General features: G+C 71.8%; 20 protein-coding genes. 7 read left to right on the top strand and 13 right to left on the bottom strand.

The features are described 5' to 3' along the window. Positions 1-20: 20 nt before the first annotated feature. On the bottom strand, positions 21-2,648 hold the full coding sequence (locus tag AB0F13_RS08990; protein WP_362077505.1) for a protein kinase: 2,628 nt from the start codon (positions 2,646-2,648) through the stop codon (positions 21-23). Between the two features lie 233 nt (positions 2,649-2,881). Continuing rightward, positions 2,882-4,399: a serine/threonine-protein kinase gene (locus AB0F13_RS08985; RefSeq protein WP_362077502.1), complete on the bottom strand. Its 1,518-nt coding sequence runs from the start codon at positions 4,397-4,399 to the stop codon at positions 2,882-2,884. A 99-nt stretch (positions 4,400-4,498) separates the two neighbouring features. Here AB0F13_RS08985 and AB0F13_RS08980 point away from each other — a divergent pair, with 99 nt between their 5' ends. Then, a complete protein-coding gene (locus AB0F13_RS08980) occupies positions 4,499-5,662 on the top strand; it encodes a serine hydrolase domain-containing protein (protein WP_362077498.1) in 1,164 nt (387 codons plus the stop codon). Between the two features lie 32 nt (positions 5,663-5,694). Here the strand turns inward: AB0F13_RS08980 and AB0F13_RS08975 are convergent, their stop codons facing one another. Next, positions 5,695-7,416, bottom strand: a complete 1,722-nt coding sequence (locus tag AB0F13_RS08975; RefSeq protein ID WP_362077495.1) for a glycerol-3-phosphate dehydrogenase/oxidase — start codon at positions 7,414-7,416, stop codon at positions 5,695-5,697. 356 nt (positions 7,417-7,772) lie between these two features. Between AB0F13_RS08975 and AB0F13_RS08970 the strand changes: the two genes are divergently transcribed. Beyond that, on the top strand, positions 7,773-9,044 hold the full coding sequence (locus AB0F13_RS08970) for a nucleotide sugar dehydrogenase (RefSeq protein WP_362077492.1): 1,272 nt from the start codon (positions 7,773-7,775) through the stop codon (positions 9,042-9,044). Between the two features lie 64 nt (positions 9,045-9,108). On the opposite strand, the gene AB0F13_RS08965 is transcribed toward AB0F13_RS08970, so the two are convergent. The 5 genes from AB0F13_RS08965 to AB0F13_RS08945 form a co-directional block, all read right to left on the bottom strand. Then, positions 9,109-10,254, bottom strand: coding sequence for a rod shape-determining protein (locus AB0F13_RS08965; protein WP_362077489.1), 1,146 nt, complete (start codon positions 10,252-10,254; stop codon positions 9,109-9,111). Positions 10,255-10,364: 110 nt separating this feature from the next. After that, complete coding sequence (locus AB0F13_RS08960; protein WP_362077486.1) at positions 10,365-11,492, bottom strand: GuaB3 family IMP dehydrogenase-related protein; 1,128 nt, start codon at positions 11,490-11,492, stop codon at positions 10,365-10,367. A 117-nt stretch (positions 11,493-11,609) separates the two neighbouring features. After that, entirely contained in the window at positions 11,610-13,112 is a 1,503-nt protein-coding gene (gene guaB / locus AB0F13_RS08955; protein ID WP_362077483.1) for an IMP dehydrogenase, read from the bottom strand. Positions 13,113-13,255: 143 nt separating this feature from the next. Next, positions 13,256-13,831: a sigma-70 family RNA polymerase sigma factor gene (locus tag AB0F13_RS08950; protein ID WP_362077480.1), complete on the bottom strand. Its 576-nt coding sequence runs from the start codon at positions 13,829-13,831 to the stop codon at positions 13,256-13,258. Positions 13,832-14,150: 319 nt separating this feature from the next. Then, positions 14,151-14,762, bottom strand: coding sequence for a response regulator transcription factor (locus AB0F13_RS08945; protein ID WP_003948568.1), 612 nt, complete (start codon positions 14,760-14,762; stop codon positions 14,151-14,153). Between the two features lie 478 nt (positions 14,763-15,240). Here AB0F13_RS08945 and AB0F13_RS08940 point away from each other — a divergent pair, with 478 nt between their 5' ends. After that, positions 15,241-15,567 carry a WhiB family transcriptional regulator gene (locus AB0F13_RS08940; RefSeq protein WP_099199465.1) on the top strand — a complete coding sequence of 109 codons (327 nt, stop codon included), beginning with the start codon at positions 15,241-15,243 and terminating at the stop codon, positions 15,565-15,567. 104 nt (positions 15,568-15,671) lie between these two features. Here the strand turns inward: AB0F13_RS08940 and AB0F13_RS08935 are convergent, their stop codons facing one another. Next, positions 15,672-16,583 carry a LysR family transcriptional regulator gene (locus tag AB0F13_RS08935; RefSeq protein WP_362077477.1) on the bottom strand — a complete coding sequence of 304 codons (912 nt, stop codon included), beginning with the start codon at positions 16,581-16,583 and terminating at the stop codon, positions 15,672-15,674. 82 nt (positions 16,584-16,665) lie between these two features. Between AB0F13_RS08935 and AB0F13_RS08930 the strand changes: the two genes are divergently transcribed. From AB0F13_RS08930 to AB0F13_RS08920, 3 genes are all read left to right on the top strand, one after another. Further along, positions 16,666-17,430 carry an MOSC domain-containing protein gene (locus AB0F13_RS08930; protein ID WP_362077474.1) on the top strand — a complete coding sequence of 255 codons (765 nt, stop codon included), beginning with the start codon at positions 16,666-16,668 and terminating at the stop codon, positions 17,428-17,430. Continuing rightward, positions 17,427-18,200 carry an SDR family oxidoreductase gene (locus AB0F13_RS08925; protein WP_362077471.1) on the top strand — a complete coding sequence of 258 codons (774 nt, stop codon included), beginning with the start codon at positions 17,427-17,429 and terminating at the stop codon, positions 18,198-18,200. The genes AB0F13_RS08930 and AB0F13_RS08925 overlap by 4 nt, the downstream gene beginning before the upstream one ends. A gap of 64 nt (positions 18,201-18,264) precedes the next feature. Continuing rightward, on the top strand, positions 18,265-18,963 hold the full coding sequence (locus AB0F13_RS08920) for an ester cyclase (protein ID WP_362077468.1): 699 nt from the start codon (positions 18,265-18,267) through the stop codon (positions 18,961-18,963). A 131-nt stretch (positions 18,964-19,094) separates the two neighbouring features. Here the strand turns inward: AB0F13_RS08920 and groL are convergent, their stop codons facing one another. The 4 genes from groL to AB0F13_RS08900 form a co-directional block, all read right to left on the bottom strand. Further along, a complete protein-coding gene (gene groL, locus AB0F13_RS08915; RefSeq protein WP_362077465.1) occupies positions 19,095-20,723 on the bottom strand; it encodes a chaperonin GroEL in 1,629 nt (542 codons plus the stop codon). A 135-nt stretch (positions 20,724-20,858) separates the two neighbouring features. After that, positions 20,859-21,167, bottom strand: coding sequence for a co-chaperone GroES (gene groES, locus AB0F13_RS08910; RefSeq protein WP_362077463.1), 309 nt, complete (start codon positions 21,165-21,167; stop codon positions 20,859-20,861). 318 nt (positions 21,168-21,485) lie between these two features. Further along, the gene (locus AB0F13_RS08905; RefSeq protein WP_362077460.1) at positions 21,486-22,346 is read right to left on the bottom strand and encodes a polysaccharide deacetylase family protein; all 861 of its coding nucleotides are present in this window, start codon (positions 22,344-22,346) and stop codon (positions 21,486-21,488) included. A gap of 63 nt (positions 22,347-22,409) precedes the next feature. Further along, a complete protein-coding gene (locus tag AB0F13_RS08900; protein ID WP_362077457.1) occupies positions 22,410-22,946 on the bottom strand; it encodes a flavoprotein in 537 nt (178 codons plus the stop codon). A 50-nt stretch (positions 22,947-22,996) separates the two neighbouring features. On the opposite strand from AB0F13_RS08900, the gene AB0F13_RS08895 reads away from it, so the two are divergent. Continuing rightward, a complete protein-coding gene (locus AB0F13_RS08895) occupies positions 22,997-24,187 on the top strand; it encodes a methyltransferase domain-containing protein (RefSeq protein ID WP_362077454.1) in 1,191 nt (396 codons plus the stop codon). Positions 24,188-24,197: the final 10 nt, after the last annotated feature.

Below are 24,197 nucleotides of genomic sequence, written 5' to 3'. Positions count from 1 at the left end.
ATGCGCTGTGCGGCCAGACGTCAGCCGTGGGCCCGGTAGGTGGCCGTGGCCTGCTCGAAGAAGCCGTCCACCGAGCGCTGTTCGTTCATCGGACCGCGCACCTGGATGAGGTGGTAGCGGTCCCCCAGAATCATCGCGGCATTGCGGACATAGACCTGGCGGCCGCTGCTGTCGTTCCAGTGGAACGCTCCCTCCGCCGTCGCCGTCCCGCCGACGTCGGTGCGGCGCAGGCCTGAGGCGCCCGACCAGGAGGAGGAGCGGTAGGGAGCCAGCTCGGGCTCCTTGTCCTGCTGGTAGGCCATCGGGTCGCTGCCGAACTGCGACACGCTGTCCCGGCCCGGCACCACGATCAGCTCGTAGTCGCCGCCGACGTAGACGACCTGGCCGCGTTCGTTCTCACCACGGCGCTGCCACTCCTTGGCGACGGCCACGGTGAAGCCCCTGGGGTCCTTGCGGGTGGTGAAGCCCTTGGAGTCACTGCGCTGCTCGCCGCGGTCGTCCTGCGAACCGGTGGCGGAGGTCTGGCCCATCCGGCCGTTGGAGCCGGGGTTGTTGGGGGCCGCACTCAGGGCCCCTGCGGAGCCGGTGCGGTCCGACGGGGCCTGACCGGCGCTCTCCTCCGCGCCCGGCATGAACAACAGGGCGTACAGCACGGCCCCGATCAGGGCGAGCAGGACCAGGCCGAGGAGCAGCCGCCCCAGGCGCTGCGGGGCGGGGGCGGTGCGCACGCTCTGCTCCTGCAGGTGCCCCGTGCTGTGGAACCCGCTGCGCTCAGGGGCCTGCGGCGGCCGGCTTCCGCGGTCCTTGCCCGTCTTCTTGTGCCGACCATGGACGGCGGACGATGCCGGCTCGGCGGCGGAGACCCGGCCGCGTCGGCGGCGCACCAGTTCGCCACGGCGACGGACCACCGGCAGCCGCCGGGGGTCGGCGGGGGCGGGGCCGATCGACGGCACGGTGACCGTGCGGCTGCCGATGTCCGGCTCCGGCGCGGACCGGATCAGGGAGCGGAGCCAGCCCCGGAGCTCCTCGAACTCCGGGCGCTCGGTCGGGTCCTTGCGCATCAGTGACTCGACGACGGGCCGCAGCGCACCGCACTCCTCCGCGTACGCCGGCGGTTCGGCGCAGACCACCTGGACGAGCTCGGCCGTGCTGTCCTCCGGGAAGGGGGCGTGCCCCTGGACCACGCGGAAGAGCAACGCGCCCAGCGCCCACAGGTCGGCCGCGGGGCCCACGGGGGGTGCGAGCTGCCAGTTCTCCTGCACCGGCCAGGCCTGCTCGGGTGCCCAGCGCTCGGTGACGGCGCCGACCACGACCATGCGGGCCTGCCGGGCCCGTTCGGCGGCGAGGGCGCTGCCGGGGCCGCCGGCGTGCGCCCAGCCGCCTGATGGGCGCCGGTCGGGCGCCGCACCGGTAGCGGGCCCCTGCTCTCCCGGAGCGGCGGGCGCGCTCTGCGGTGCCGCGCCACCGTGGTTCGCGGCGTGGCCCGGGGCCGCGCCGGCCATCGGGGCGTCAGCGCTCCAGGGCTGGCGGGAACCGGGCTCGGGCGCGGTGCCACTGGCGGCGCTGCCACCGCCCCAGGTGGCCGCCCCGGTCGCCGGGCGGGGGCCGGCTTCGGCGGCCGCGCGCGCGGCCGCGGCACGGGCGGCCGCGTGGTACGCGGCGATCGCCCCGGCCCGCACCGCCCGTGCCGCCCGTCCCTGGCCGCGCTCGTCGTCGTCGGCGGCGGCACCCGGCCGGGCGAATCCGCCCGTAGGGCCCTGGTCGCGGTGAGCGGGGCCGCCCTGCGACGGCACACCGGCCGACCGCCCGGCAGGACGCCCTGCGGCGTCGGCGGCGCCTCGCACCCCGGGGATACGTCCCGCACCGGGCAGTTGCGGCCGGCCCGGCTCCGGCGCGCCTCCGCCGTCCCGGCCGCCTGGCGCGTACGGCAGGCCTGCCGCGCCCCGAGCCGTCGGGGGCGGGGGCACCGGGTCGTACCCGCAGAGCGCCTCCTCCGCCGCGCCGGCGGCCAGGCCCGTGAGGATGGCGCGGCCGTCGTCGCAGATGAGGACCGTGCGGACGGTGATGTTGCGGTGGGTCCAGCCCTGGGTGTGCAGGGCTCGCAGGGCGGCGAGGACGTCCGCGGCCACCTCTGCCGCGCGGTGCGGGGAGAGGGTGCGCTCGGCGAGGAGGGCGGCGAGCGGGCGGGCGGAGACGAGTTCGCTGACGATCCAGAGGCTGCCCGCCTCGGCGAAGACGTGGAAGACCTGGTCCAGCCGGGGATGGTCGGGGACCTGCGCGGCAGCGGTCGCGGCCGCCAGGGCGCGGCGCACCGCCGGGTCGCCGGGCCCCTGGCCCGTGCGCCCCGGGCCACCGCTGCCGGCTCTGCCGCCGGAGCCGGGCCCGCCCGCGGTCCCGGCCCCGAACGCGCTCGCGGCCGCAGGCACGCTCGCAGCCCCGGACGCCCCCGTTCCGGCCGTGGCCCCGCGCGCGGACGCGTCGCCCAGGACCTCGGCGTCCACGACCTCCGGCAGCGGGATCTGCCGGACCAGGACCTCCTGGCCGCTGTAGGTGTCGAAGGCCCGGGTCTCCACGAGCTCGAAGGCGTCCGAAGGGGGCAACGGCAGGCGGTAACGGTCGGCGAGCACCCGGCCCGCGTAGTCGTCCACGACGCCTCCCCAATCGTGCGATCCGCCCCACCGTGCGATGCACCACCATGGCCGCGCACAACCACCCAAAGATGGTCGTTCAACTGCCTATTGCGGTTGCGTACGGTCCACGACGACTCACGATACGTGCCGAACCCGCCCCTTCGGGCCCGTACGGCTCAGTACGTCCCCAGCACGACGCCCGTTGTGCCCCCGGCGTGGCGTGCGTGCCGGTCGCCCGCGCGCCGGTGCCTTCAGCGGGAGCGGGAAAAGCCGTCCGGAGCGTCGAATACCGATGTGGTCGAGACGACCGAGGACTTCTTGTGCGAAGGGGACGGACCGCTCTTGCCGTCCTCACCCTTGTCGCCGCCCAGGGTCAGGGCGAGGATCGCGCCGATGACGGCCAGAACGACGACGACCGCCGCGATGAACAGCACGCGACGCGGCACGACGTCCGTGATCGACGCCCGGCCGTAGGTCCCGGTCCGCGAGCCGACGCGGCCCCGGGCACTGGCGGCGACGCTGCCCACGCGCAGCTTCACCGGCTGTCCGGGCCCCTCGGACTGGGCGGTGACCGACGAGCCGGCGGGCGTGGCGTCCCGCAGGGGCCTGAAGGCGCCCGGCGTCCGCTGCGTGGCCGAGCGGCCGTCGTCGCTGCGCGACCCCCCGGCCGCGCCCGAAGCCGGCCGGGAACGCGACGCGGAGGAGGATCCGGCCGAAGAGGCCTGCGCGTCCGCGGTCCGCGAGGACGAGGAAGACCTGGGGGAGGCCGAGGACGACGACGTCCGGCCGCTGTAGCCGTAGCCGCCCTTCTTCGTCCCGGACGACGTGGAAGCCGGCCGGGAGGGCTTCTCAGGTATGGGCGGGATGGCGAGTGCCTGGGTGGCGTCCAGGTCCGGATTCGGGGCGGGCGGCTTGGGCAGGCGCTCGTCCGGGGCGTTGACGGCGTCCGCCAGCAGGGCCCGCGCGCCCGCCTCGTCCAGCCGCTTCTGCGGGTCCTTGGCGAGCAGCCCGTACATGACGCCTTCCAGCGGGCCGGCGTTGCGCGGCGGCCCCAGGGGTTCGGTCATGACTGCCGTGAGGGTCGCTATGGCCGACCCCTTGTCGTACGGAGGGGCGCCCTCCACGGCTGCGTAGAGCAGGCCGCCCAGGGACCACAGGTCCGCCGGGGGGCCGGGCTTCTGGCCCCGCGCCCGCTCGGGGGATATGTAGGAGGGGGCGCCGACCAGCATGCCGGTCGAGGTGACCGAGGGGTCGCCCTCGACCTGGGCGATACCGAAGTCGGTGAGGACGACACGGCCGTCGTCCGCGATGAGCACGTTGGAGGGCTTCACATCGCGGTGCAGGATGCCCTGACGGTGCGCGGCGCCCAGTACGTCGAGGACGGCCAGGCCGACCTCGGCGGCTCTGCGCCACTTCAGCGGCCCGTCCTCACGGATGACATCGGCGAGCGAGCGGCCCTCGATGAGCTCCATGACGATCCACGGGCGGTCGTCCTCTTGCACGACGTCGTAGACCGTGACCGCGCCGGCGCTGCGGATGCGGGCGATGGCCTTTGCCTCGCGCAGCGTCCGTGTGATCAGGCGGCGCTTCTCGTCCTCGTCGATATTGGCCGGGAAGCGCAGCTCCTTCACCGCGACCACACGGCCCAGCGTCTCGTCGGTCGCCCTGTGGACCGTGCCCATGCCACCGCGCCCGAGGACGTCCCCGAGGCGGTAACGCCCGGCGAGGAGGCGCCCTGTCGTGCCCTGCGTCTGCTCCGCCTCCGACATGCGTCCCCTCTGGCAATCAGCTCTGCGACCAACCGACCCTGGCAGAGCGACCATTGTCTCTCATCCGCGGACCGGCGGAAGGCCAGGGTCCGAGAGGCCATGGATGATGGGCGCATGCCGACGCGCACCGCCCTCCCGCGCCTCACCGCGGCCATGGCCGCGCTGAGCTGCGCCGTAGCGGCGTCGGTGACGACGGGATGCGGCGGCGTCGGCGCCCGCTCCCCTCTACAGGACCTCGTTTCGGAACGGTCGGTTCCCGGTGCTGCCGAGCTGTCACAAGACGCTCATGGGGTGTTCCGGTTCGATACGGCGGGCGTGTCGGACGTGGGAACCGGACGCCCCATCCGCCTCACGGACCGCTTCCGTGCCGGAAGTGTCACCAAAACGGTCATCGCCACCATCACCCTCCAGCTGGCGGCCGAACACCGGCTGGACGTGGACGATCCGGCCACCGAGCACCTGCCGCGGGCGACCGCGGCCACCCTGCTCCGTGTCCGGTACGGGCCTTCTGTCACGGTCCGCCAACTCCTCACCCACACCAGCGGTCTGTTCTCCTACACCGACGACCAGGCCTTCTTCAGCGACTTCTTCGGCCAGGGCTTCGCCGCCCACCGCTTCGTGTCCCACTCCACGGACTCACTGATACGGACCGCCCTGGCGCACCCCCCGTACGCATCACCCGGCGCCCGCTACCACTACTCCAACACGGACTATCTACTCCCCGGTATGGTCATCCGTCAGGTCATCGGCCGCTCCTACGCCGCCGAGGCCATGCGCCGCGTCATCGCCCCCTTGCACCTGGCCGGCACCAGCTTCCCCGGTACCCGCACCACGCTCCCCTCCCCGCACGGCCGCGCCTACAGCGTGTCAGGGCCCGGCCCCGCCGACGACGTCACCGACCTCAACCCGTCCGCCGCGGGCGCCGCGGGCGAGATGGTGTCCACCCTCCCCGACCTCAACCGCTTCTTCGGGGCCCTGCTCGACGGCACGCTGCTGCCGCCGCCCCAGCTGCGCGCCATGCTGGACACCGCGGCCACCGGCGGCCGCTACGGCATGGGCCTGTTCCCCGTCCGGCTGCCCTACCGGCGCACGCTGTGGGGTCACACGGTGAGATCAACGGTTCGTACGTCCAGACGCTCGGTACCGCCGACGGCCGCCATCTGGTCAGCTATCGCGTCAACAGCGACTCCCGGATCCCGGCGAAGGCCGAAGCGGGACTGCTGGCAGAGGAGTTCTGCCGCTGACCCGGCCAGGCATTCTTGACCTCGGCCGGAGTGGCCCCGCGGTCGGACCGGTCAGCTCGGCTGGATCTCCGGTGCCCCCAGCCGTGCCGCGTCCGCCGTCAGGTCATCGGGCTGCCGCTGGGACTCGCGCTCGGCCGCCACGCGCTTCTCGTAGTGCTCGACCTCCTTGTCGACCTGCGCCGCGTCCCAGCCCAGGACGGGCGCGATCAGCCCGGCGACCTCACGGGCGCAGCGCGTGCCCCGGTCGAAGGTCTCGATCGAGATCCTCGTCCGGCGCGTGAGCACGTCGTCCAGATGGCGTGCTCCCTCGTGCGAGGCGGCGTAGACGGCCTCCGCCCGCAGGTAGTCCTCCGCGCCGCTCAGCGGCTCGCCCATGGCCGGGTCGGCGGTGACGTAGGACAGCACCTCGTCCACCAAGGAGCCGTACCGGTTGAGCAGGTGTTCGACGCGTGCCACGTGCAGGCCCGTGCGCTGGGCGATCTGGGCCCGCCCGTTCCACAGCGCCCGGTAGCCCTCCGCGCCCACCAGCGGCACGTCCTCGGTGACGCAGTCCGCCACCTTCTGGGCCAGACCGTGCACCGCCTCGTCCACCGCGTCCTTCGCCATCACCCGGTACGTGGTGTACTTGCCGCCCGCCACGACCACCAGCCCCGGTACCGGGTGCGCCACGGTGTGCTCGCGGGAGAGCTTGCTGGTGGCGTCGGACTCGCCGGCCAGCAGCGGCCGCAGGCCCGCGTACACGCCCTGGACGTCGTCACGGGTGAGCGGCACGGCGAGCACGGAGTTGACGTGTTCCAGCAGATAGTCGATGTCCGCGCTGGACGCGGCCGGGTGGGCCTTGTCCAGGTCCCAGTCCGTGTCCGTCGTGCCGATGATCCAGTGCCTGCCCCACGGAATCACGAAGAGCACGCTCTTCTCGGTGCGCAGGATCAGGCCGGTCGTGGAGTGGATGCGGTCCTTCGGAACGACCAGATGGATCCCCTTCGAGGCCCGTACGTGGAACTGGCCGCGCTCGGCGATGAGCTGCTGGGTGTCGTCCGTCCACACACCCGTGGCGTTGACGACCTGCCGGGCGCGGATCTCGAACTCGGCCCCCCTCTCCCCCGAGGCTGCCTCCAGGTCCCGCACCCGGGCGCCGACCACGCGCTCGCCCTCGCGCAGGAAGCCCACGACGCGGGCCCGGTTGGCGACGTCGGCGCCGTAGGCGGCGGCGGTGCGCACGAGGGTGGCGACGTAGCGGGCGTCGTCCATCTGGGCGTCGTAGTACTGCAGGGCACCGATCAGCGCGTCCTTGCGCAGGCAGGGGGCGACGCGCAGCGCCTTCCTGCGGGTGAGGTGACGGTGGGCGGGCAGGCCGCGGCCGTGGCCGGAGGAGAGGGACATGGCGTCGTAGAGAGCCACGCCGGAGCCCGCGTAGAAGCGCTCCCACCCTCTGTGCTGCAGCGGGTAGAGGAAGGGCACCGGCTTCACCAGGTGCGGGGCCAGGCGCTGCAGCAGCAGACCCCGCTCCTTGAGCGCCTCGCGCACCAGGGCGAAGTCGAGCATCTCCAGATAGCGCAGCCCGCCGTGAATGAGCTTGCTGGACCTGCTGGACGTGCCGGCCGCCCAGTCCCGCGCCTCGACCAGCCCGGTCGTCAGGCCGCGGGTGGCCGCGTCCAGCGCGGTGCCCGCGCCGACCACGCCGGCGCCGACCACCAGGATGTCCAGTTCCCGCTCCGCCAACCGGGCGAGCGCCTGTCCGCGCTCGGCCGGCCCGAGTGTCGCTGTCCTCACCACTGCCTCCCGCCTGGCCGCTCTCGCCGCCGCTGCCGGTGACCTGCCGCCGCCGGTCTCGTCACGCCCTGCCGCGCCGCACCGCTCCCGCGTCGCGCCCGTACGCCGCGCCCTACGCCGTACCGGAGCCGCACCCGCACCACGGCCGCGCCGTGCCGGGCGGGCACCCGTTCTCCTTCGATGCTGCCCCAGATCGGCCGCTTCGGCCGTGCCGGAGGCACCGGACCCGGGCCGGGGGCGGTGCCGGAAGCCGTGCCACGCCGCGGCAATACCGCATAACAGTCATATATCCGCCTAACCTGATGTAACGGCCGATCCCCGCCGGAAATCCCCTCCGGGAAGGACCGCATCCCGTCATGCCAGCAGATCTCGCCGTCATCGGCCTCGGCCACCTCGGACTCCCGCTCGCCCAGGCCGCCACCGCCGCCGCCATCCCCACCGTCGGATACGACCCGGACGTCCACACCGTCGCCGAGCTCCGCGCCGGGCGCATGCCCTCCGAGGGCGCCGACGGCTGCCTCACCGCCGCCGGGATCCGCCGCATGCTCTCCGCCGGCTTCCGCGCCACGACCGAGGACGCCGAGCTCGGCCGGGTCCGTACGGCCGTGATCTGCGCCCCCACCCGGCTGGGCGAGGACGGGGCCCTGGACCTGAGCGCCATCGCCGATGCCGCGCGCACCCTCGCAGCCCGGCTGCGCCCGCACACCACGGTGCTCCTGGAGTCGGCCGTCTACCCCGGCACCACGGAGGACTTCCTGCGCCCCATCCTCGAATCGGGCTCCGGGCTGCGCGCCGGCCAGGACTTCCACCTCGCCTACTCCCCCAGCCGCTTCGACCCCGGCAACCGCGACCACGCCTACGCCAACACCCCGAAGGTCATCGGCGGCCTCACCCCCGCCTGCACGGAGGCGGCCGCCGCCTTCTACGGGCGCGTCTGCGAGCGGGTCGTGCGCGCCCGCGGCCCCCGCGAGGCGGAGGCCGTCAAGGTTCTGGAGACCAACTACCGGCACGTCAACATCGCGCTCGCCAATGAGATGGCGGTCTTCTGCCACGACATCGGCGTCGACCTCTGGGACGTCGTGCGCTGCGCCGAGACCAAGCCGTTCGGCTTCCAGGCCTTCCGCCCGGGACCGGGCGTGGGCGGCCACGGGGTGCCCATCGACCCCAACTACCTCTCCTACAAGGGACGCAGCCTCGGCTATCCGCTGCGCATGGTGGAACTGGCACAGGAGGTCAACGGGCGGATGCCGCGCTACGTCATCCAGCGCTGCGCCGCACTCCTCAACGAACACGGCAAGTCCGCGCGCGGCGCCCGCGTCCTGTTGCTGGGGGTCAGCTACAAACCGGACATCGGCGACCAGGAGGGCTCGCCCGCCCGCGAGATCGCCTCCCGGCTGATGGAGATGGGCGCCCAGCTCAGCTACCACGACCCCTACGTCCCGCAGTGGCGCGTCCTGGGCCACCCCGTGCCCCGCGCGGACTGCCCCCACGAGGCCGCGGCCGACGCCGACCTGACGGTCCTTCTCCAGCACCACCGCAAGTACGACCTGCAGGGGCTCGCGGTCAAGGCCCAGCTGCTGCTGGACACCCGTGGCGCGAGCCCCGCAGGAGCGGCACACCGCCTCTAGCGCCTACAGCACCACTCGCGCCACCGGCCCGCGGCGCTCCCGCGCCCCGGAGGCACGGCAGCCGCTAGAGCCGCCCGGTCGACAGCAGCCGCGGCTGGGCGTCCAGAACGGTGCGCAGGGAGGCGAAGTTCTCCACGCAGCGACCGGTACCCACGGCCACGCAGTCCAGCGGGTCCTCCGCGATCAGCACCGGAATGTCGAGCTCCTTGGTCAGCCGCGTGTCCAGTCCGCGCAGCAGCGCGCCGCCGCCGGTCAGCACGATGCCCCGGTCCATGATGTCGCCGGACAGCTCCGGCGGGGTCTCGTCCAAGGTCTGCCGCACAGCCATGACGATCGCGTCCACCGGCTCCGAGAGCGCGTGCCGGATCTCATCGGCCGTCAGCTCCAGCGTCTTCGGCAGGCCGCTGACCTGGTCCCGGCCGCGGATGGTGCAGCGGTCCCCGGGCCGCAGGCCCTGGGTCTCCTCCGGGTCGCCCGCCTCCTCCTGGCCGGCCTTCATCGCCTGCCGTGCAAGGGCCGAGAGCCCCGCCTGCGACCAGTAGTCCGTGGGCGAGGCGGAGCCGATGGTCATCTTGATCTCTTCGGCGGTGCGCTCCCCGATCGCGAGGGCGTACTCCTTCTTGATGTACGACATGATCGCCGCGTCCATCGCGTCGCCCGCCGTACGCACCGAACGGGCGGTGACGATGCCGCCCAGCGAGATCACGGCGACCTCGGTGGTGCCGCCACCGATGTCGACGACCATGCAGCCGGTCGGCTCGCTGACCGGCAGGCCCGCACCGATCGCCGCCGCCATGGGCTCCTCGACCAGGTGCACCTGCCGGGCGCCGGCCTGTGAGGCGGCCTCGATGACGGCGCGGCGCTCGACGCCCGTGATGCCGGACGGCACGCACACCACGACGCGCGGCCGGGAGAAGCGCCGGTTGCCCATGACCTTCTTGATGAAGTGCCGCAGCATCCGCTCGGCTATCTCGAAGTCGGCTATGACGCCATCGCGCAGCGGGCGGATGGCGACGATGCTGGAGGGGGTGCGGCCGATGGTCTCCTTGGCCTCGAAGCCGACCGACAGCACGCTGCCGTCCTCGGCGTTGACGGCGACGACCGAGGGTTCGTTGAGCACCACTCCCTTTCCCCGCACGTACACCAGCGTGTTCGCGGTGCCGAGGTCGATACCCATGTCCCTGCCGCTGAACGACTTGCTTTGCGCCATAAGTCGCCAGTATTCCCTACGATCGAATGTTTATACGGCGCTCACATGGGTGGCAGACAACGCGAAAGGCCCGGACCGCCGCAGCGGTCCGGGCCTCACCTGGCGTTACGTCAGCGGTTGTCGTGCTGCGACGGTGCGACCGTCACCTCGACGCGCTGGAACTCCTTGAGCTCGCTGTAGCCCGTGGTCGCCATCGCCCGGCGCAGCGCGCCGAAGAAGTTCATCGACCCGTCCGGGGTGTTCGAGGGACCGAGGAGGATCTCCTCGGTCGTGCCGACCGCGCCCAGGTTCATGCGCTTGCCGCGCGGGACGTCCTCGTGGATGGCCTCCATGCCCCAGTGGTGGCCACGGCCCGGCGCGTCGGTGGCGCGCGCGAGCGGGGAGCCCATCATCACGGCGTCGGCACCGCAGGCGATGGCCTTCGGCAGGTCGCCGGACCAGCCCACGCCGCCGTCGGCGATGACGTGGACGTAGCGGCCGCCGGACTCGTCCATGTAGTCGCGGCGGGCGGCGGCCACGTCGGCCACGGCGGTCGCCATCGGGACCTGGATGCCCAGGACGTTGCGGGTGGTGTGCGCCGCGCCGCCGCCGAAGCCGACGAGGACGCCCGCCGCGCCCGTGCGCATCAGGTGCAGGGCGGCGGTGTAGGTGGCGCAGCCGCCGACGATGACCGGCACGTCGAGCTCGTAGATGAACTGCTTGAGGTTCAGCGGCTCGGCGGCGCCGGAGACGTGCTCGGCGGAGACGGTCGTACCGCGGATCACGAAGATGTCCACGCCCGCGTCGACCACGGCCTTGGAGAACTGCGCGGTGCGCTGCGGGGAGAGCGCGGCGGCGGTCACGACACCGGAGTCGCGGACCTCCTTGATGCGCTGCCCGATCAGCTCCTCCTTGATCGGAGCGGCGTAGATCTCCTGCATGCGCTTGGTCGCGGCGTGCTCGTCCAGCTCGGCGATCTCGGCGAGCAGCGGCTCCGGGTCCTCGTAGCGGGTCCACAGGCCCTCGAGGTTGAGGACGCCGAGGCCGCCCAGCTCACCGATGCGGATGGCGGTCTCGGGCGAGACGACCGAGTCCATCGGGGCGGCCAGGAACGGCAGCTCGAAGCGGTAGGCATCGATCTGCCAGGCGATCGAGACCTCCTTCGGGTCGCGGGTACGGCGACTCGGGACGACGGCGATGTCGTCGAAGGCGTACGCCCGGCGGCCGCGCTTGCCGCGCCCGATCTCGATCTCAGTCACGTGTGTGGCCTTTCACTTTCCTTGGCGCTCCGTCTGCCGCATCCAGTATCCCCGACGCGGCGGAGCCCGCGGCCTTTCGGTCGCGGGCTCCTACGGCGCTGTGCGAAGCTCCGACTACTACCGGCGGGAGTAGTTCGGCGCTTCGACCGTCATCTGAATGTCGTGCGGGTGGCTCTCCTTGAGGCCCGCCGACGTGATCCGCACGAAGCGGCCCTTGTCCTTGAGCTCCTGGATGTCCGCCGAGCCGACGTAGCCCATGGAGGCCCGCAGACCGCCGATGAGCTGGTGGGCGACCGAGGACAGCGGGCCGCGGTAGGGCACCTGGCCCTCGATGCCCTCGGGCACGAGCTTGTCCTCGGAGAGGACGTTGTCCTGGAAGTAGCGGTCCTTGGAGAAGGAGCGGGCCTGGCCGCGCGACTGCATCGCGCCCAGCGAACCCATGCCGCGGTACGACTTGAACTGCTTGCCGTTGATGAAGACCATCTCGCCCGGCGACTCCTCGCAGCCCGCGAGCAGCGAGCCGAGCATCACCGTGTCGGCACCGGCGGCGATCGCCTTGGCGATGTCACCGGAGTACTGCAGACCACCGTCGCCGATGAGCGGCACACCGGCGGCGTGGCACGCCTGGGCGGCCTCGTAGATCGCGGTGACCTGCGGCACGCCGATGCCGGCGACGACGCGGGTGGTGCAGATCGAGCCGGGGCCGACGCCGACCTTGACGCCGTCCACACCCGCGTCGATCAGCGCCTGGGCGCCCTCGCGGGTGGCCACGTTGCCGCCGACGACGTCGACGTTGATGTTGGACTTGACCTTGGAGATCATGTCGAGGATGCCGCGGCTGTGGCCGTGGGCACTGTCGACGACCAGGAAGTCGGCGCCGGCCTCGACGAGCGCCTGGGCGCGCTCGAAAGCCTCGGCGCCCACACCCACCGCCGCGCCGACGACCAGGCGGCCCTCGGAGTCCTTGGCGGCGTTCGGGTACTTCTCGGCCTTGACGAAGTCCTTGACCGTGATGAGGCCCTTGAGCACACCGGCGTCGTCCACCAGCGGCAGCTTCTCGATCTTGTGGCGGCGCAGCAGCTCGATCGCGTCCTCGCCGGAGATGCCCACCTTGCCCGTGACCAGCGGCATCGGCGTCATGATCTCCCGCACCTGGCGGCTGCGGTCCAGCTCGAAGGCCATGTCGCGGTTGGTGACGATGCCGAGCAGCCTGCCCGCCGCGTCGGTGACCGGCACACCGCTGATGCGGAACTTCGCACACAGCGCGTCCGCCTCGGCCAGCGTGGCGTCCGGGCGGACCGTGATCGGGTCGGTGACCATGCCGGACTCGGAGCGCTTGACCAGGTCGACCTGGTTGGCCTGGTCCTCGATGGAGAGGTTGCGGTGCAGCACGCCCGCACCGCCCTGGCGGGCCATGGCGATGGCCATGCGCGCCTCGGTGACCTTGTCCATCGCGGCGGACAGCAGGGGGATGTTGACCCGCACGTTGCGCGAGACGCGGGAGGCGGTGCTCACGGCGTTCGGCAGGACCTCGGAGGCGCCCGGCAGCAGCAGGACGTCGTCGTATGTCAGACCGAGCATCGCGAACTTCGCAGGCATTCCGTCGACGTTGTCAGTCATGACACCTTCCCAAATGGTCTTGCCCCGGCGAGGACTCCCATGCTAACGGCCGTCACGGGTGTCCCATTCCACGAGCACTGAGGCTCGCGTCACTTGGATATTCATACGAACATGTCGGCGCTCACCGTCCGTTCGTCGTGTGCTCACTGCTCCGCGAGTGCCCGGAGCCTGCTGAGCGCCCGGTGCTGGGCGACGCGCACGGCGCCCGGCGACATGCCGAGCATCTGCCCCGTCTCCTCGGCCGTAAGCCCCACGGCGACCCGCAGCAGGACCAGCTCCCGCTGGTTCTCCGGGAGGTTGGCGAGCAGCTTCTTGGCCCACTCCGCGTCACTGCTGAGCAGGGCCCGCTCCTCCGGCCCCAGGGAGTCGTCGGGCTGCTCCGGCATCTGGTCGGAGGGCACGGCCGTGCTGCCCGGGTGCCGCATGGCGGCCCGCTGCAGATCGGCGACCTTGTGCGCGGCGATGGCCACGACGAAGGCTTCGAAGGGGCGCCCCGTGTCGCGGTAGCGCGGCAGGGCGCACAGCACCGCCAGGCAGACTTCCTGCGCGAGGTCGTCCACGAAGTGGCGGGCGTCGCCCGGCAGCCGCGACAGGCGCGTGCGGCAGTAGCGCAGCGCGAGCGGGTGCACCAGAGCGAGCAGGTCATGGGTGGCCTGCCGGTCACCCTCCACTGCGCCGGCGACGAGCGCGCCAATGGCTGTCGTGTCGTCGTCGCGCATCGGTCCATGGTGCCTTGACGCCGGATTGTCCGTGGCACCGCATCCGTAGTTGTGCACCGAAGCGTTATGAGCGGGTGCGCCGGCGGTCATGTCCCGCACCTTCCCATCACGCCCTCCCGAGCCGTCCCCGAGGAACTCCATACCCCAAGGATGCGGCAGCGCGCGGGAAACGTGCAGCGGGCCGGGAAACGGCGGCTCCCGGGCGGGCGGCCACAGCGGCCCGCCCCGCCCGCTCCCCGGCGGGCGGGGTACGTCAGTCCCCCGCTTCGACGCACTAACACGACACCCTCAGAGCTGCCCCGAACCGCCCGCCGCCGCCCTAGCGGACCAGGCCCCAGCGGAAGCCGAGCGCCACCGCGTGCGCCCGGTCCGAGGCGCCCAGCTTCTTGAACAGCCGGCGCGCGTGGGTCTTGACCGTGTCCTCCGAGAGGAACAGCTCACGGCCGATCTCGGCGTTGGACCGGCCGTGGCTCATGCCCTCCAGCACCTGGATCTCCCGGGCGGTGAGCGTGGGCGCGGCCCCCATCTCGGCGGAGCGCAGCCGCCGTGGAGCGAGCCGCCAGGTCGGGTCGGCGAGCGCCTGGGTCACGGTGGCGCGGAGCTCGGCGCGCGAGGCGTCCTTGTGGAGATATCCGCGCGCCCCGGCGGCGACCGCGAGCGCGACCCCGTCGAGGTCCTCGGCGACCGTGAGCATGATGATGCGTGCGCCGGGGTCGGCGGAGAGCAGCCGTCGGACGGTCTCCACACCGCCCAGTCCGGGCATGCGTACGTCCATCAGAATGAGGTCCGAACGATCGGCGCCCCAGCGGCGGAGGACTTCCTCGCCGTTGGCCGCCGTGGTCACGCGCTCGACGCCGGGCACGGTCGCCACCGCGCGACGGAGCGCTTCTCGGGCAAGCGGGGAGTCGTCGCAGACGAGGACGGATGTCATGGCCGCCCTCCGCAGCTGATGCGCGTCACCTTGAGCCTCCAGAGGCTGGTACTGATCGTCACCTGTGCGATTGACGACGCGCGGGCACCTGCCACTGTCCCGACTGCTTCATGCGTCAACCGCCTCCGCACTCTCAACGACGGTCACCCGAAAGAGTTACGGGCTTGGTCGGCCGTGTTCGGCACTCTACGTGAGGGCGCGGACACGGAGCAGGGCGCACGGGGGGCGCCCTGCCCACCGGCCAAGCTATGCCCCATTTGCCCACTCGGGCCTGTTTTTCTTCCCATTTGCTGGCGTCTGTGGCTAGATTCGCAATGAGTCATATTTTCATCTGCTCACACAGCTGATGCATGACAGAGGTATGGACGGGTACTGCAACGGATCAATCCGGATCGGATCGCTCCGGGCACTCCGGCAGATCGCTTCGACAGGTCACATCGACACATCGCTTCGACAGATCGTCTCGAGGGGATAAGCAATGGCAGATTTCTCCCGCCTTCCCGGTCCCAACGCCGACCTCTGGGACTGGCAGCTCCTGGCGGCGTGCCGAGGGGTCGACAGCTCGCTCTTCTTCCACCCCGAGGGCGAACGCGGCGCAGCCCGCAGCGCCCGCGAGACCTCCGCGAAGGAGGTATGCATGCGCTGCCCGGTACGCGCCGAGTGCGCGGCGCACGCGCTGGCGGTACGGGAGCCCTACGGCGTCTGGGGCGGCCTGACCGAGGATGAGCGTGAGGAGCTCATGGGGCGCGCGCGGCACCGGTCCATCACGGCGAGCGGCGCGGGCGCCGGCGCCATGACCGCCTGAACGCCCGGGGGCGCACACCCGCACCGAGGAGACTTTCGATCGAGGAGGCCCCCAGGAGGGCCCTGAAGAGGCCCCGAGGAGGCCCGGCTCATCCGGCGGCCGGTCTAGCGACGCGCCGCCGCCACCAGCCGGTCCAGCATCGCCGCGACCGCGGGCACCCGGGCCAGGTCCGGCAGCGTGAGGGCCACGATCTCGCGCTGAACGACCGGCTCCAGGGGAACCGTGCGCGTGCCCTTCGGGCGTACCGACTCCAGCGCCAGCTCGGGCATCACGGCCACCCCGAGCCCGGCCCCGACCAGCCCGAAGACGGCCGGGTAGTCATCCGTCGCGAAGTCGATGCGCGGCGTGAAGCCCGCGCTCTCGCAGACCTCCACCAGATGACGACGGCAGCGCGGACAGCCGGCGATCCACGGCTCGCGCTCCAGCTCGGCGATCCCGATCCGCTCCGCTCCGGCGAGCCGGTGCCCCTCCGGAACGACGCCGATGAGGCGGTCGGTCAGCAGCGGCCGTACGACCAGGTCGTCCCACTCCGCGCCGGCGGCGGGGTCGGCGCCGCGCACATCGGGGTAGCGGAAGGCCAGCGCGATCTCGCAGTCGCCCTCGCGGAGCTTCTCCACCGAGCGCGGCGGCTCCGCCTCGACGAGGGAGACCCGGGTGCCCGGGTGGGCGGCCCGCATCTCGGCGAGCGCGGTCGGCACCAGCGTCGAGCTGCCGCTGGGGAAGGACACCAGCCGCACCCGCCCCGCCCGCAGCCCCGCGATGGCCGCGATCTCCTCCTCGGCGGCGGTCAGGCCGGCCAGGATGCCCGTCGCGTGCCGCACGAGGGCCTCGCCCGCCTCGGTCAGGCGCATCTCACGGCCCGTCCGGATCAGCAGGGGCGTGCCGGCCGACTGCTCCAGAGCCTTCATCTGCTGGCTGACGGCGGGCTGGGTGCAGCCCAGGTCGCGGGCCGCGGCCGAGAACGAACCGGTGGTGGCCACCGCGCGCAGCACCCTGAGATGACGAGCCTCGATCATAGAACCGAGCATAAGCCCACCTTGGAGCAGGTGCGAAATAATCAGTGGCTGCTTTGAGAGTGCCCGCCTACTCTTGATGCCCATGCACCTGATCTCCGTGAACTTGGGCCGTGACCGCACCGCCGACGACCGCCCCGGCCTCACCGGCGCCTTCACCGGCGGCATCGGCACCGGCATCGACAAGCGCCCCGTCGCCGGGCCCGTCGCCGTGGCCGCCCCCGGCCCGAAGGGCACGGCGGGCAGCGGGCTCGCGGGAGACACGTTGGTCGACCTCCGCCACCACGGCGGGGACCACCAGGCGGTGTACGCGTTCGCCCGCGAGGACCTCGACGGCTGGGAGCGGGAGCTGGGCCGCTCGCTGCCGGACGGCTCGTTCGGGGAGAACCTCACCACGAGCGGCGTCGACGTCAACGACGCGCGCATCGGGGAGCGTTGGCGCATAGGTACGGATCTGCTGCTGGAGGTCGCCTCGCCGCGCATACCCTGCCGTACGTTCGCCGACTGGCTGGGTGAGACGGGCTGGATACGCCGGTTCACACAGGAGGCCGCGCCCGGTGCGTATCTGCGCGTCATCGAGCCGGGCGAGATCCGTGCGGGCGACCCCGTCACCGTCGTCCACCGCCCCGGCCACGAGGTGAGCATCTCCTTCGCCTTCCGTGCCGTGACGACCGAACGGGACCTGCTGCCCGGCGTCCTGGCCGCCGGGGACGCGCTGGATCCGCAGATGCGGGAGAAGGCCCTGACGTATATGGAGCGCCAAAAGCCGTCCGCCCAGCGCCCGGAGGGGCAAGGATCCCACCGGGACGGCAGCCAGGACGACACGCCGAGCACTAACGTTCTTGTATGACGACTGCACTGATCACGGGAGCCACAGCCGGCATCGGCGCGGCCTTCGCACGGCGGCTGGCGGCCGACGGACACAACCTGGTCATCGTCGCCCGCGACGAGAAGCGACTGAGCGAGCAGGCGACCGAACTCCACGACCGCCACCGGGTGGAGGTGGAGGTGCTCCGCGCGGACCTGTCGCAGGACGCGGGCATCGCGGCGGTCGAGGCCCGGCTCTCGGATCGCAAGAACCCGGTGGACCTGCTGGTCAACAACGCCGGCTTCGGCAACAGGGGCCGCTACCTCGAGGTTTCGATGGCCGACGAGCTGACCATGCTGAAGGTGCACTGCGAGGCGGTGCTGCGGCTGACCTCGGCCGCGGCCGCGAGCATGCGCGAGCGCAGGCGCGGCGGGGTGGTCAACGTCGCCTCGGTCGCCGCGTTCGTCCCCCGGGGTACGTACGGGGCGAGCAAGGCGTGGGTGGTGCAGTTCACCCAGGGTGCCGCTCGGGACCTGGCGGGAAGCGGGGTGCGGCTGATGGCGCTGTGCCCGGGCCTCGTCCGGACGGAGTTCCACCAGCGGGCCGGGATGGGGACGGACAACGTGCCCGGCTGGATGTGGCTGGACGCGGACAAGCTGGTGGAGGCCGCCCTGAAGGACCTGGCCCGCGGCAAGGCGCTGTCCATCCCGGATCCGCGGTACAAGGCGCTGACCGGCCTGATGAAGCTGGCCCCGCGCCGGGCGGTCTCGCGCGCGGGCGCGACGACGGGCCGCAGGTACGGGCCGAAGTAACGGAACACCGGCCTCCCGGGCGGGCAATCCAGGTCTAGCCTGGAAATATCACCCGGGAGGCGCCATGACATTCGTACAGGTAATCGACTGCAAGACCAGTCGATACGACGACATGAACCGGCTGATGGACAGCTGGATCGCGGCCACCGAGGGCAAGCGCACCGCCACCCACTCGATCGTCGGCCGTGACCACACCGACAGTGACCACTACGTGGAGATCATCGAGTTCCCGTCCTACGCCAAGGCGATGGAGAACTCGAACCTCCCCGAGACCAACCGGATCTTCGAGGAGATGGTCGCGCTCTGCGACGGCATGCCCTCCTTCACCGACCTCGACGTGGTCCGCGACGAGCAGCTGAACAAGGCGACGGCCCGCCGCTTCTACGAGGAGGTCGCCATCGGCGGCGACCTGGACCTCATCGACGAGCTCTTCACGGCCGACTACCGCGACCACGACGTCGGCAAGGAGGAGGAGACCGTCGTCGGGTGCGAGGCCATGAAGCAGGATGTGGCGGCCTGGCGGGACGCCTTCGACTTCGACTTCACCCTCCACTGCCAGCCGGCCGAGGGCGATCAGGTCATCGCCCACTGGACCTGGCGGGGCACCCACAAGGGCGACTTCATGGGTCTGCAGCCCACCGGCCGGACGGCCACCATGGACGGCGTGACGATCCACCGCTTCGTGGACGGGAGGATCGCGGAGGGTTGGTGGATCTACGACATGCTGGGGCTGCTGCGACAGCTGGGCGCGGCGGGCCCGTAGGAGTGCCGGGCTCGCAGGAGCCCTGGGTTCGTGGAGCCCTGGGTTCGTGGAGCCCTGGGTTCGTGGAGCACGAACGGCCCGGCCCGGCCCCCCTCTCGGGGAGACCGGGCCGGGCCGCTGTACGAGGTGCGTCAGTGCGAGTGGCCGTGACCGTGGCCGTGACCGGCCTCGGCGGACTCCTCTTCCTTCTTCTCGACGACCAGGGTCTCGGTCGTGAGCAGCAGGGAGGCGATGGAGGCGGCGTTCTCCAGGGCGGAGCGGGTGACCTTGACCGGGTCGATGACGCCGGCCTTCATCAGGTCGCCGTACTCGCCGGTCGCGGCGTTGAAGCCCTGGCCCTTGTCGAGCTCGGCGACCTTCGAGGTGATGACGTAGCCCTCGAGGCCCGCGTTCTCGGCGATCCAGCGCAGCGGCTCGACGACGGCGCGGCGGACGACCGCGACACCGGTGGCCTCGTCGCCGGTCTTGTCCAGGCCGCCCTCCAGCACCTTGGCGGCGTGGACGAGCGCGGAGCCACCACCGGAGACGATGCCCTCCTCGACCGCGGCGCGGGTCGCGGAGATGGCGTCCTCCAGACGGTGCTTCTTCTCCTTGAGCTCGACCTCGGTGGCCGCACCCACGCGGATGACGCAGACGCCACCGGCGAGCTTGGCGAGGCGCTCCTGGAGCTTCTCGCGGTCCCAGTCCGAGTCGGTGGTCTCGATCTCGGCCTTGATCTGGTTGACGCGGCCGACGACGTCCTCGTGGTTGCCGCCACCGTCGACGACCGTGGTGTCGTCCTTGGTGATGGTCACGCGGCGGGCGGAGCCCAGCACGTCCAGACCGGCCTGGTCGAGCTTGAGGCCGACCTCCTCGGCGATGACGGTGGCACCGGTGAGGGTGGCCATGTCGCCCAGCATCGCCTTGCGGCGGTCGCCGAAGCCCGGGGCCTTGACGGCCACGGCGTTGAACGTGCCGCGGATCTTGTTGACGACGAGGGTGGAGAGCGCCTCGCCCTCGACGTCCTCGGCGATGATCAGCAGCGGCTTGGAGGCACCGCCCTGGATGATCTTCTCGAGCAGGGGCAGCAGGTCCTGGATCGAGGCGATCTTGCCCTGGTGGATCAGGATGTACGGGTCGTCGAGGACGGCCTCCATACGCTCCTGGTCGGTGACCATGTACGGCGAGAGGTAACCCTTGTCGAAGGCCATGCCCTCGGTGAAGTCGAGCTCCAGGCCGAAGGTGTTGGACTCCTCGACGGTGATGACACCGTCCTTGCCGACCTTGTCCATCGCCTCGGCGATGAGCTCGCCGACCTGCTTGTCCTGCGCGGAGAGCGCGGCCACAGCGGCGATGTCGGACTTGGAGTCGATCGGACGCGAGGTCGCGAGCAGCTCCTCGGAGACGGCCTTGACGGCGGCGTCGATGCCCTTCTTCAGGGCGGCCGGGGAAGCGCCGGCGGCGACGTTGCGCAGACCCTCGCGGACCAGCGCCTGGGCCAGCACGGTCGCGGTGGTGGTGCCGTCACCCGCGATGTCGTTGGTCTTGGTCGCCACCTCCTTGACGAGCTGGGCGCCCAGGTTCTCGTACGGGTCGTCGAGCTCGACCTCACGCGCGATGGTCACACCGTCGTTGGTGATGGTGGGGGCGCCGAACTTCTTGTCGATGACGACGTTGCGGCCCTTGGGACCGATCGTCACCTTCACGGTGTCGGCAAGCTTGTTGACGCCGCGCTCAAGGGCGCGACGGGCGTCCTCGTCGAACTTCAGGGTCTTCGCCATGGGTTACGTATCCTTCGCCGTATCTCTCAAACGAACTGCGCCCCCGGTGCCCGGCTAGCAGGCACGGGAACCAGGGGCGCAGATCAAAAGCATTCGAAAGCTCGAAAGCCTCGGGCTCGAAAGCCTTGGGGTGAATTACTTCTCGACGATCGCGAGAACGTCGCGGGCCGAGAGGACGAGGTACTCCTCGCCGTTGTACTTCACCTCGGTGCCGCCGTACTTGCTGTAGAGCACGACGTCACCGACCTGCACGTCGAGCTCGACGCGCTTGCCGTCCTCGACACGGCCCGGGCCCACGGCCAGGACGACGCCCTCCTGGGGCTTCTCCTTGGCGGTGTCCGGGATGACCAGGCCGGAGGCCGTGGTCTGCTCGGCGTCGAGCGGCTGGACCACAATGCGGTCCTCGAGCGGCTTGATGGCAACCTTGGAGCTGGCGGTCGTCACGATCCGACCTCCCCCTTCGGAGATCCGGGGTTAACTGTCTGAGGGTGGCGACCTGGTGGATCCGTCGTCGCGGGTGCCGGATCCGCCCGTCGCCTTGTCTGGCACTCGCCGGTGGAGAGTGCCAACGGAGCCGAGACTATGACGCGGTTAGCACTCGGTCAAGCGGAGTGCCAATTCATCGCGCGGCGAGCTTTGGCTACCCGCTGTGCCGGGGACGTACTCCTGGGACTTCACCCCGGGCGCCGGACCACGGCTCCGCGCGGCGTCCTCGAACCCCCGGCTCCCGTCGTGAGCCGCCCCCGGACCGGCTGGGCGGAGCTACAGGTAGTCCTCCAGACGAGCCACCGTGTAGCCCTGCCGCTGGATGCTGCGCAGCATGTTGGTGACCATCCGCGTCATCGAGGTGCCCTTGAGCTCCTGCGGGCCGCGGAAGTGCGCCAGGACGATGTCGCCGGGGCGCAGCTTGTCGCTCTGCGCGTAGCGCATGTCGTTGATCTGCATCGTGACCTCCCAGAGCACGAGCGCCCGCACCCCGCAGCCGCCCGCGGCGGTGAGCGTGGCGTCGTTGTAGTTGCCGTAGGGCGGCCGGAAGAGCGCCGGGCGGGTGCCGAGACGCTTCTCCAGGGCGTCCTGCTGCCCGCATATCTCGCGCCGCTGGGCGTCGGCGGAGAGGGTGCGCAGGTCGGGGTGGGTGAGGGTGTGGTTGTCGACGCCGTTGCCGAGGGCGCGCAGCTGGTCGAAGTAGCCGTAGCCGCTGCCCGCCCGGGAGATGCTGTCCGTCAGGAACATGGTGAACGGCAGCTTCAGGTCCTTGGCCATCTTCAGGAATTCGGGGTCCTTCTCCGCCCCGTCGTCGAACGTCACGAAGACGACCTTGTCCTGGGTGGGTATCCGCCGCACCGTCCGCGGGGTACCGCCCGGCCTCACGTCCTGGAGCAACTTGGTGGCGGGCGGGGCCGGCGGGGCGGCGAGCGGCTTGTCCAGCCCCCAGCGGCGGTACGCGTCGTCGGGCGCCGCGGGTGTCGTGGACGCGGCCGGAGCGGACGAACCCGCCGCGTGCGGCTTCTTGTCGCGGGCGGAGGAGGAGCCGGAGCACCCGGAGAGAAGACCGGTCAGCAGCAGGGCGGCGGAGGCGAGGGCGGCGGCGCGAAGGCGGCGGCCGGAAACAGACGGGCTCACGCGAACGATTCTTGTGCATGCGTTCGACGCGTCCGCGGGGGGCGGGCGGCGCCCGGGCGGGCCTCAGGGCGACGGTAGAGCTGCGACAGCCGCCGCCCACGGGTACGACTCCACGCTGTCGCCCTGCTCGGGCTCGTAGCCGTCCTTGCCCAACAGCACCCTCACGCCCGCGTCCCGCAGGAACGCCACACTGCGGGCGAAGACGGGGTGCGCCGCCTGAGCGGCGCCCAGATGGGGGAGGGCCACGAGGGGCAGGCCGAGGCCGATCGCCTCGGTGATCAGGCCGAGCGCCAGGGTGTCGGAGATGCCGGCGGCCCACTTGTTGACCGTGTTGAAGGTGGCGGGCGCGACCAGGATCGCGTCGGGCGGCGGCAGCACGTCGGGCTCCCCGGGGAGCTTGTACTGATGCCGCACGGGGTGACCGGTCAGCGCGGCGAGGGCGGGGACCTCTGTTTCCAGCCACCGGTGGGCGTACGGGGTGAGGACCAGGCACACGTCCCACCCGGCGGCCCGGGCGGCGCGGACTCCGTCGGCGGCCCGGACGGCCGGCGCCGCGGCGCAGCAGACCAGGTAGAGGGTGCGCTTCGTGGTCGTCGTCACCAGGGCAGTCCACCGCGTGCGGCACCGGCCCGCAAGAGAGAATGAGACACGTGCCAGCACCGATCTCCCCCACCGACGCCTTCACCGCCCTCCTCACCGACGAGGGCCGCGCCCTCCTCGACGGACTGCGCGACTACGACCCCTCCCAGGAGCTCGCCACGGCGACCCGGCTGCGCCGCGAGCACCCGGCGGACCTGGTGTCGGCGGCCCTCGGGCAGGCACGCCTGAGGCAGCGCGCGGTGGCGAAGTTCGGTGCGGAGGACGCGTACCGGATGTTCTTCACGCCGCACGGCGTGGAACAGGCAACGCGCGCCTCCGTCGCGCTCCACCGCGCCCGGCGCTTCTCCGCGCTCGGCGTGCGCCGCCTCGCGGATCTCTGCTGCGGCAACGGCGGCGACGCGATTGCCCTGGCCCGGGCCGGCATCTCGGTGCTGGCCGTCGACCGTGACCCGCTGACCTGCGAGGTCGCCCGCGCCAACGCCGAGGCGCTGGGCCTGGCCGACCTCATCGAGGTGCGGTGCGCCGACGTCGCGGAGGTCGACGCCTCCTCGTACGACGCCCTCTTCGTGGACCCGGCGAGGCGCGGCGGCCGGGGCCGCATCTTCGACCCGGAGGCGTACTCCCCGCCCCTGTCGTGGGCCGTCCAGGCGGCTCGTTCCGCCCCCCGCGCCGCACTCAAAATCGCGCCGGGCGTGCCGCACGAGGCGATCCCCGACGACGCCGAGGCGGAGTGGATCTCGGACGGGGGCGATGTGAAGGAGGCCGTGCTGTGGTTCGGCACGCAGCCGGGTACGCGGCGGGCGACGCTGCTGCCGGGCGGTGCGTCCCTGGTCGGGCGGGGACTGCCGGACCCGGCCGTACGGCCCGTGGGCCGCTATCTCTACGAGCCGGACGGCGCCGTGATCCGCGCGCACCTGGTGGCGGAGGTCGCGGAGGAGCTCGACGGCGGGCTGATCGACGAGACGATCGCGTACGTGACGAGCGACGAGCTGCGGGGGACGGCTTACGCGGCGGCGTACGAGGTCACGGACGTGCTGCCGTTCAACCTGAAGCGGCTGAAGGCGATCGTGCGGGAGCGCGGGATCGGCGTCGCCGTCATCAAGAAGCGGGGGTCGGCGGTGGAGCCGGAGGAGCTGCGCAGGAAGCTGAAGCTGGGCGGCCCGAACTCCTGCGTCATCGTGCTGACGCGCGTGGCGGGCGCGCCGACGATGCTGCTGGGGCAGCCGGTGACGCAGGGCTAGACCGTTCTTT

This window comes from Streptomyces sp. NPDC026206 (assembly GCF_040638465.1).
GTDB lineage: Bacteria > Actinomycetota > Actinomycetes > Streptomycetales > Streptomycetaceae > Streptomyces.
Note: the sequence above shows the minus strand (reverse complement) of the source record. Positions and strands in the feature narration are given on the sequence as shown.

Excerpts from the sequence above, each read along its gene's own strand:
- AB0F13_RS08985 (WP_362077502.1), bottom strand. The coding sequence starts at position 4,399 with ATGTCGGAGGCGGAGCAGACGCAGGGCACGACAGGGCGCCTCCTCGCC.
- AB0F13_RS08980 (WP_362077498.1), top strand. The coding sequence starts at position 4,499 with ATGGATGATGGGCGCATGCCGACGCGCACCGCCCTCCCGCGCCTCACC.
- AB0F13_RS08970 (WP_362077492.1), top strand. The coding sequence starts at position 7,773 with ATGCCAGCAGATCTCGCCGTCATCGGCCTCGGCCACCTCGGACTCCCG.
- AB0F13_RS08965 (WP_362077489.1), bottom strand. The coding sequence starts at position 10,254 with ATGGCGCAAAGCAAGTCGTTCAGCGGCAGGGACATGGGTATCGACCTC.
- guaB (WP_362077483.1), bottom strand. The coding sequence starts at position 13,112 with ATGACTGACAACGTCGACGGAATGCCTGCGAAGTTCGCGATGCTCGGT.
- AB0F13_RS08950 (WP_362077480.1), bottom strand. The coding sequence starts at position 13,831 with ATGCGCGACGACGACACGACAGCCATTGGCGCGCTCGTCGCCGGCGCA.
- AB0F13_RS08945 (WP_003948568.1), bottom strand. The coding sequence starts at position 14,762 with ATGACATCCGTCCTCGTCTGCGACGACTCCCCGCTTGCCCGAGAAGCG.
- AB0F13_RS08940 (WP_099199465.1), top strand. The coding sequence starts at position 15,241 with ATGGCAGATTTCTCCCGCCTTCCCGGTCCCAACGCCGACCTCTGGGAC.
- AB0F13_RS08935 (WP_362077477.1), bottom strand. The coding sequence starts at position 16,583 with ATGATCGAGGCTCGTCATCTCAGGGTGCTGCGCGCGGTGGCCACCACC.
- AB0F13_RS08930 (WP_362077474.1), top strand. The coding sequence starts at position 16,666 with ATGCACCTGATCTCCGTGAACTTGGGCCGTGACCGCACCGCCGACGAC.
- AB0F13_RS08925 (WP_362077471.1), top strand. The coding sequence starts at position 17,427 with ATGACGACTGCACTGATCACGGGAGCCACAGCCGGCATCGGCGCGGCC.
- AB0F13_RS08920 (WP_362077468.1), top strand. The coding sequence starts at position 18,265 with ATGACATTCGTACAGGTAATCGACTGCAAGACCAGTCGATACGACGAC.
- groL (WP_362077465.1), bottom strand. The coding sequence starts at position 20,723 with ATGGCGAAGACCCTGAAGTTCGACGAGGACGCCCGTCGCGCCCTTGAG.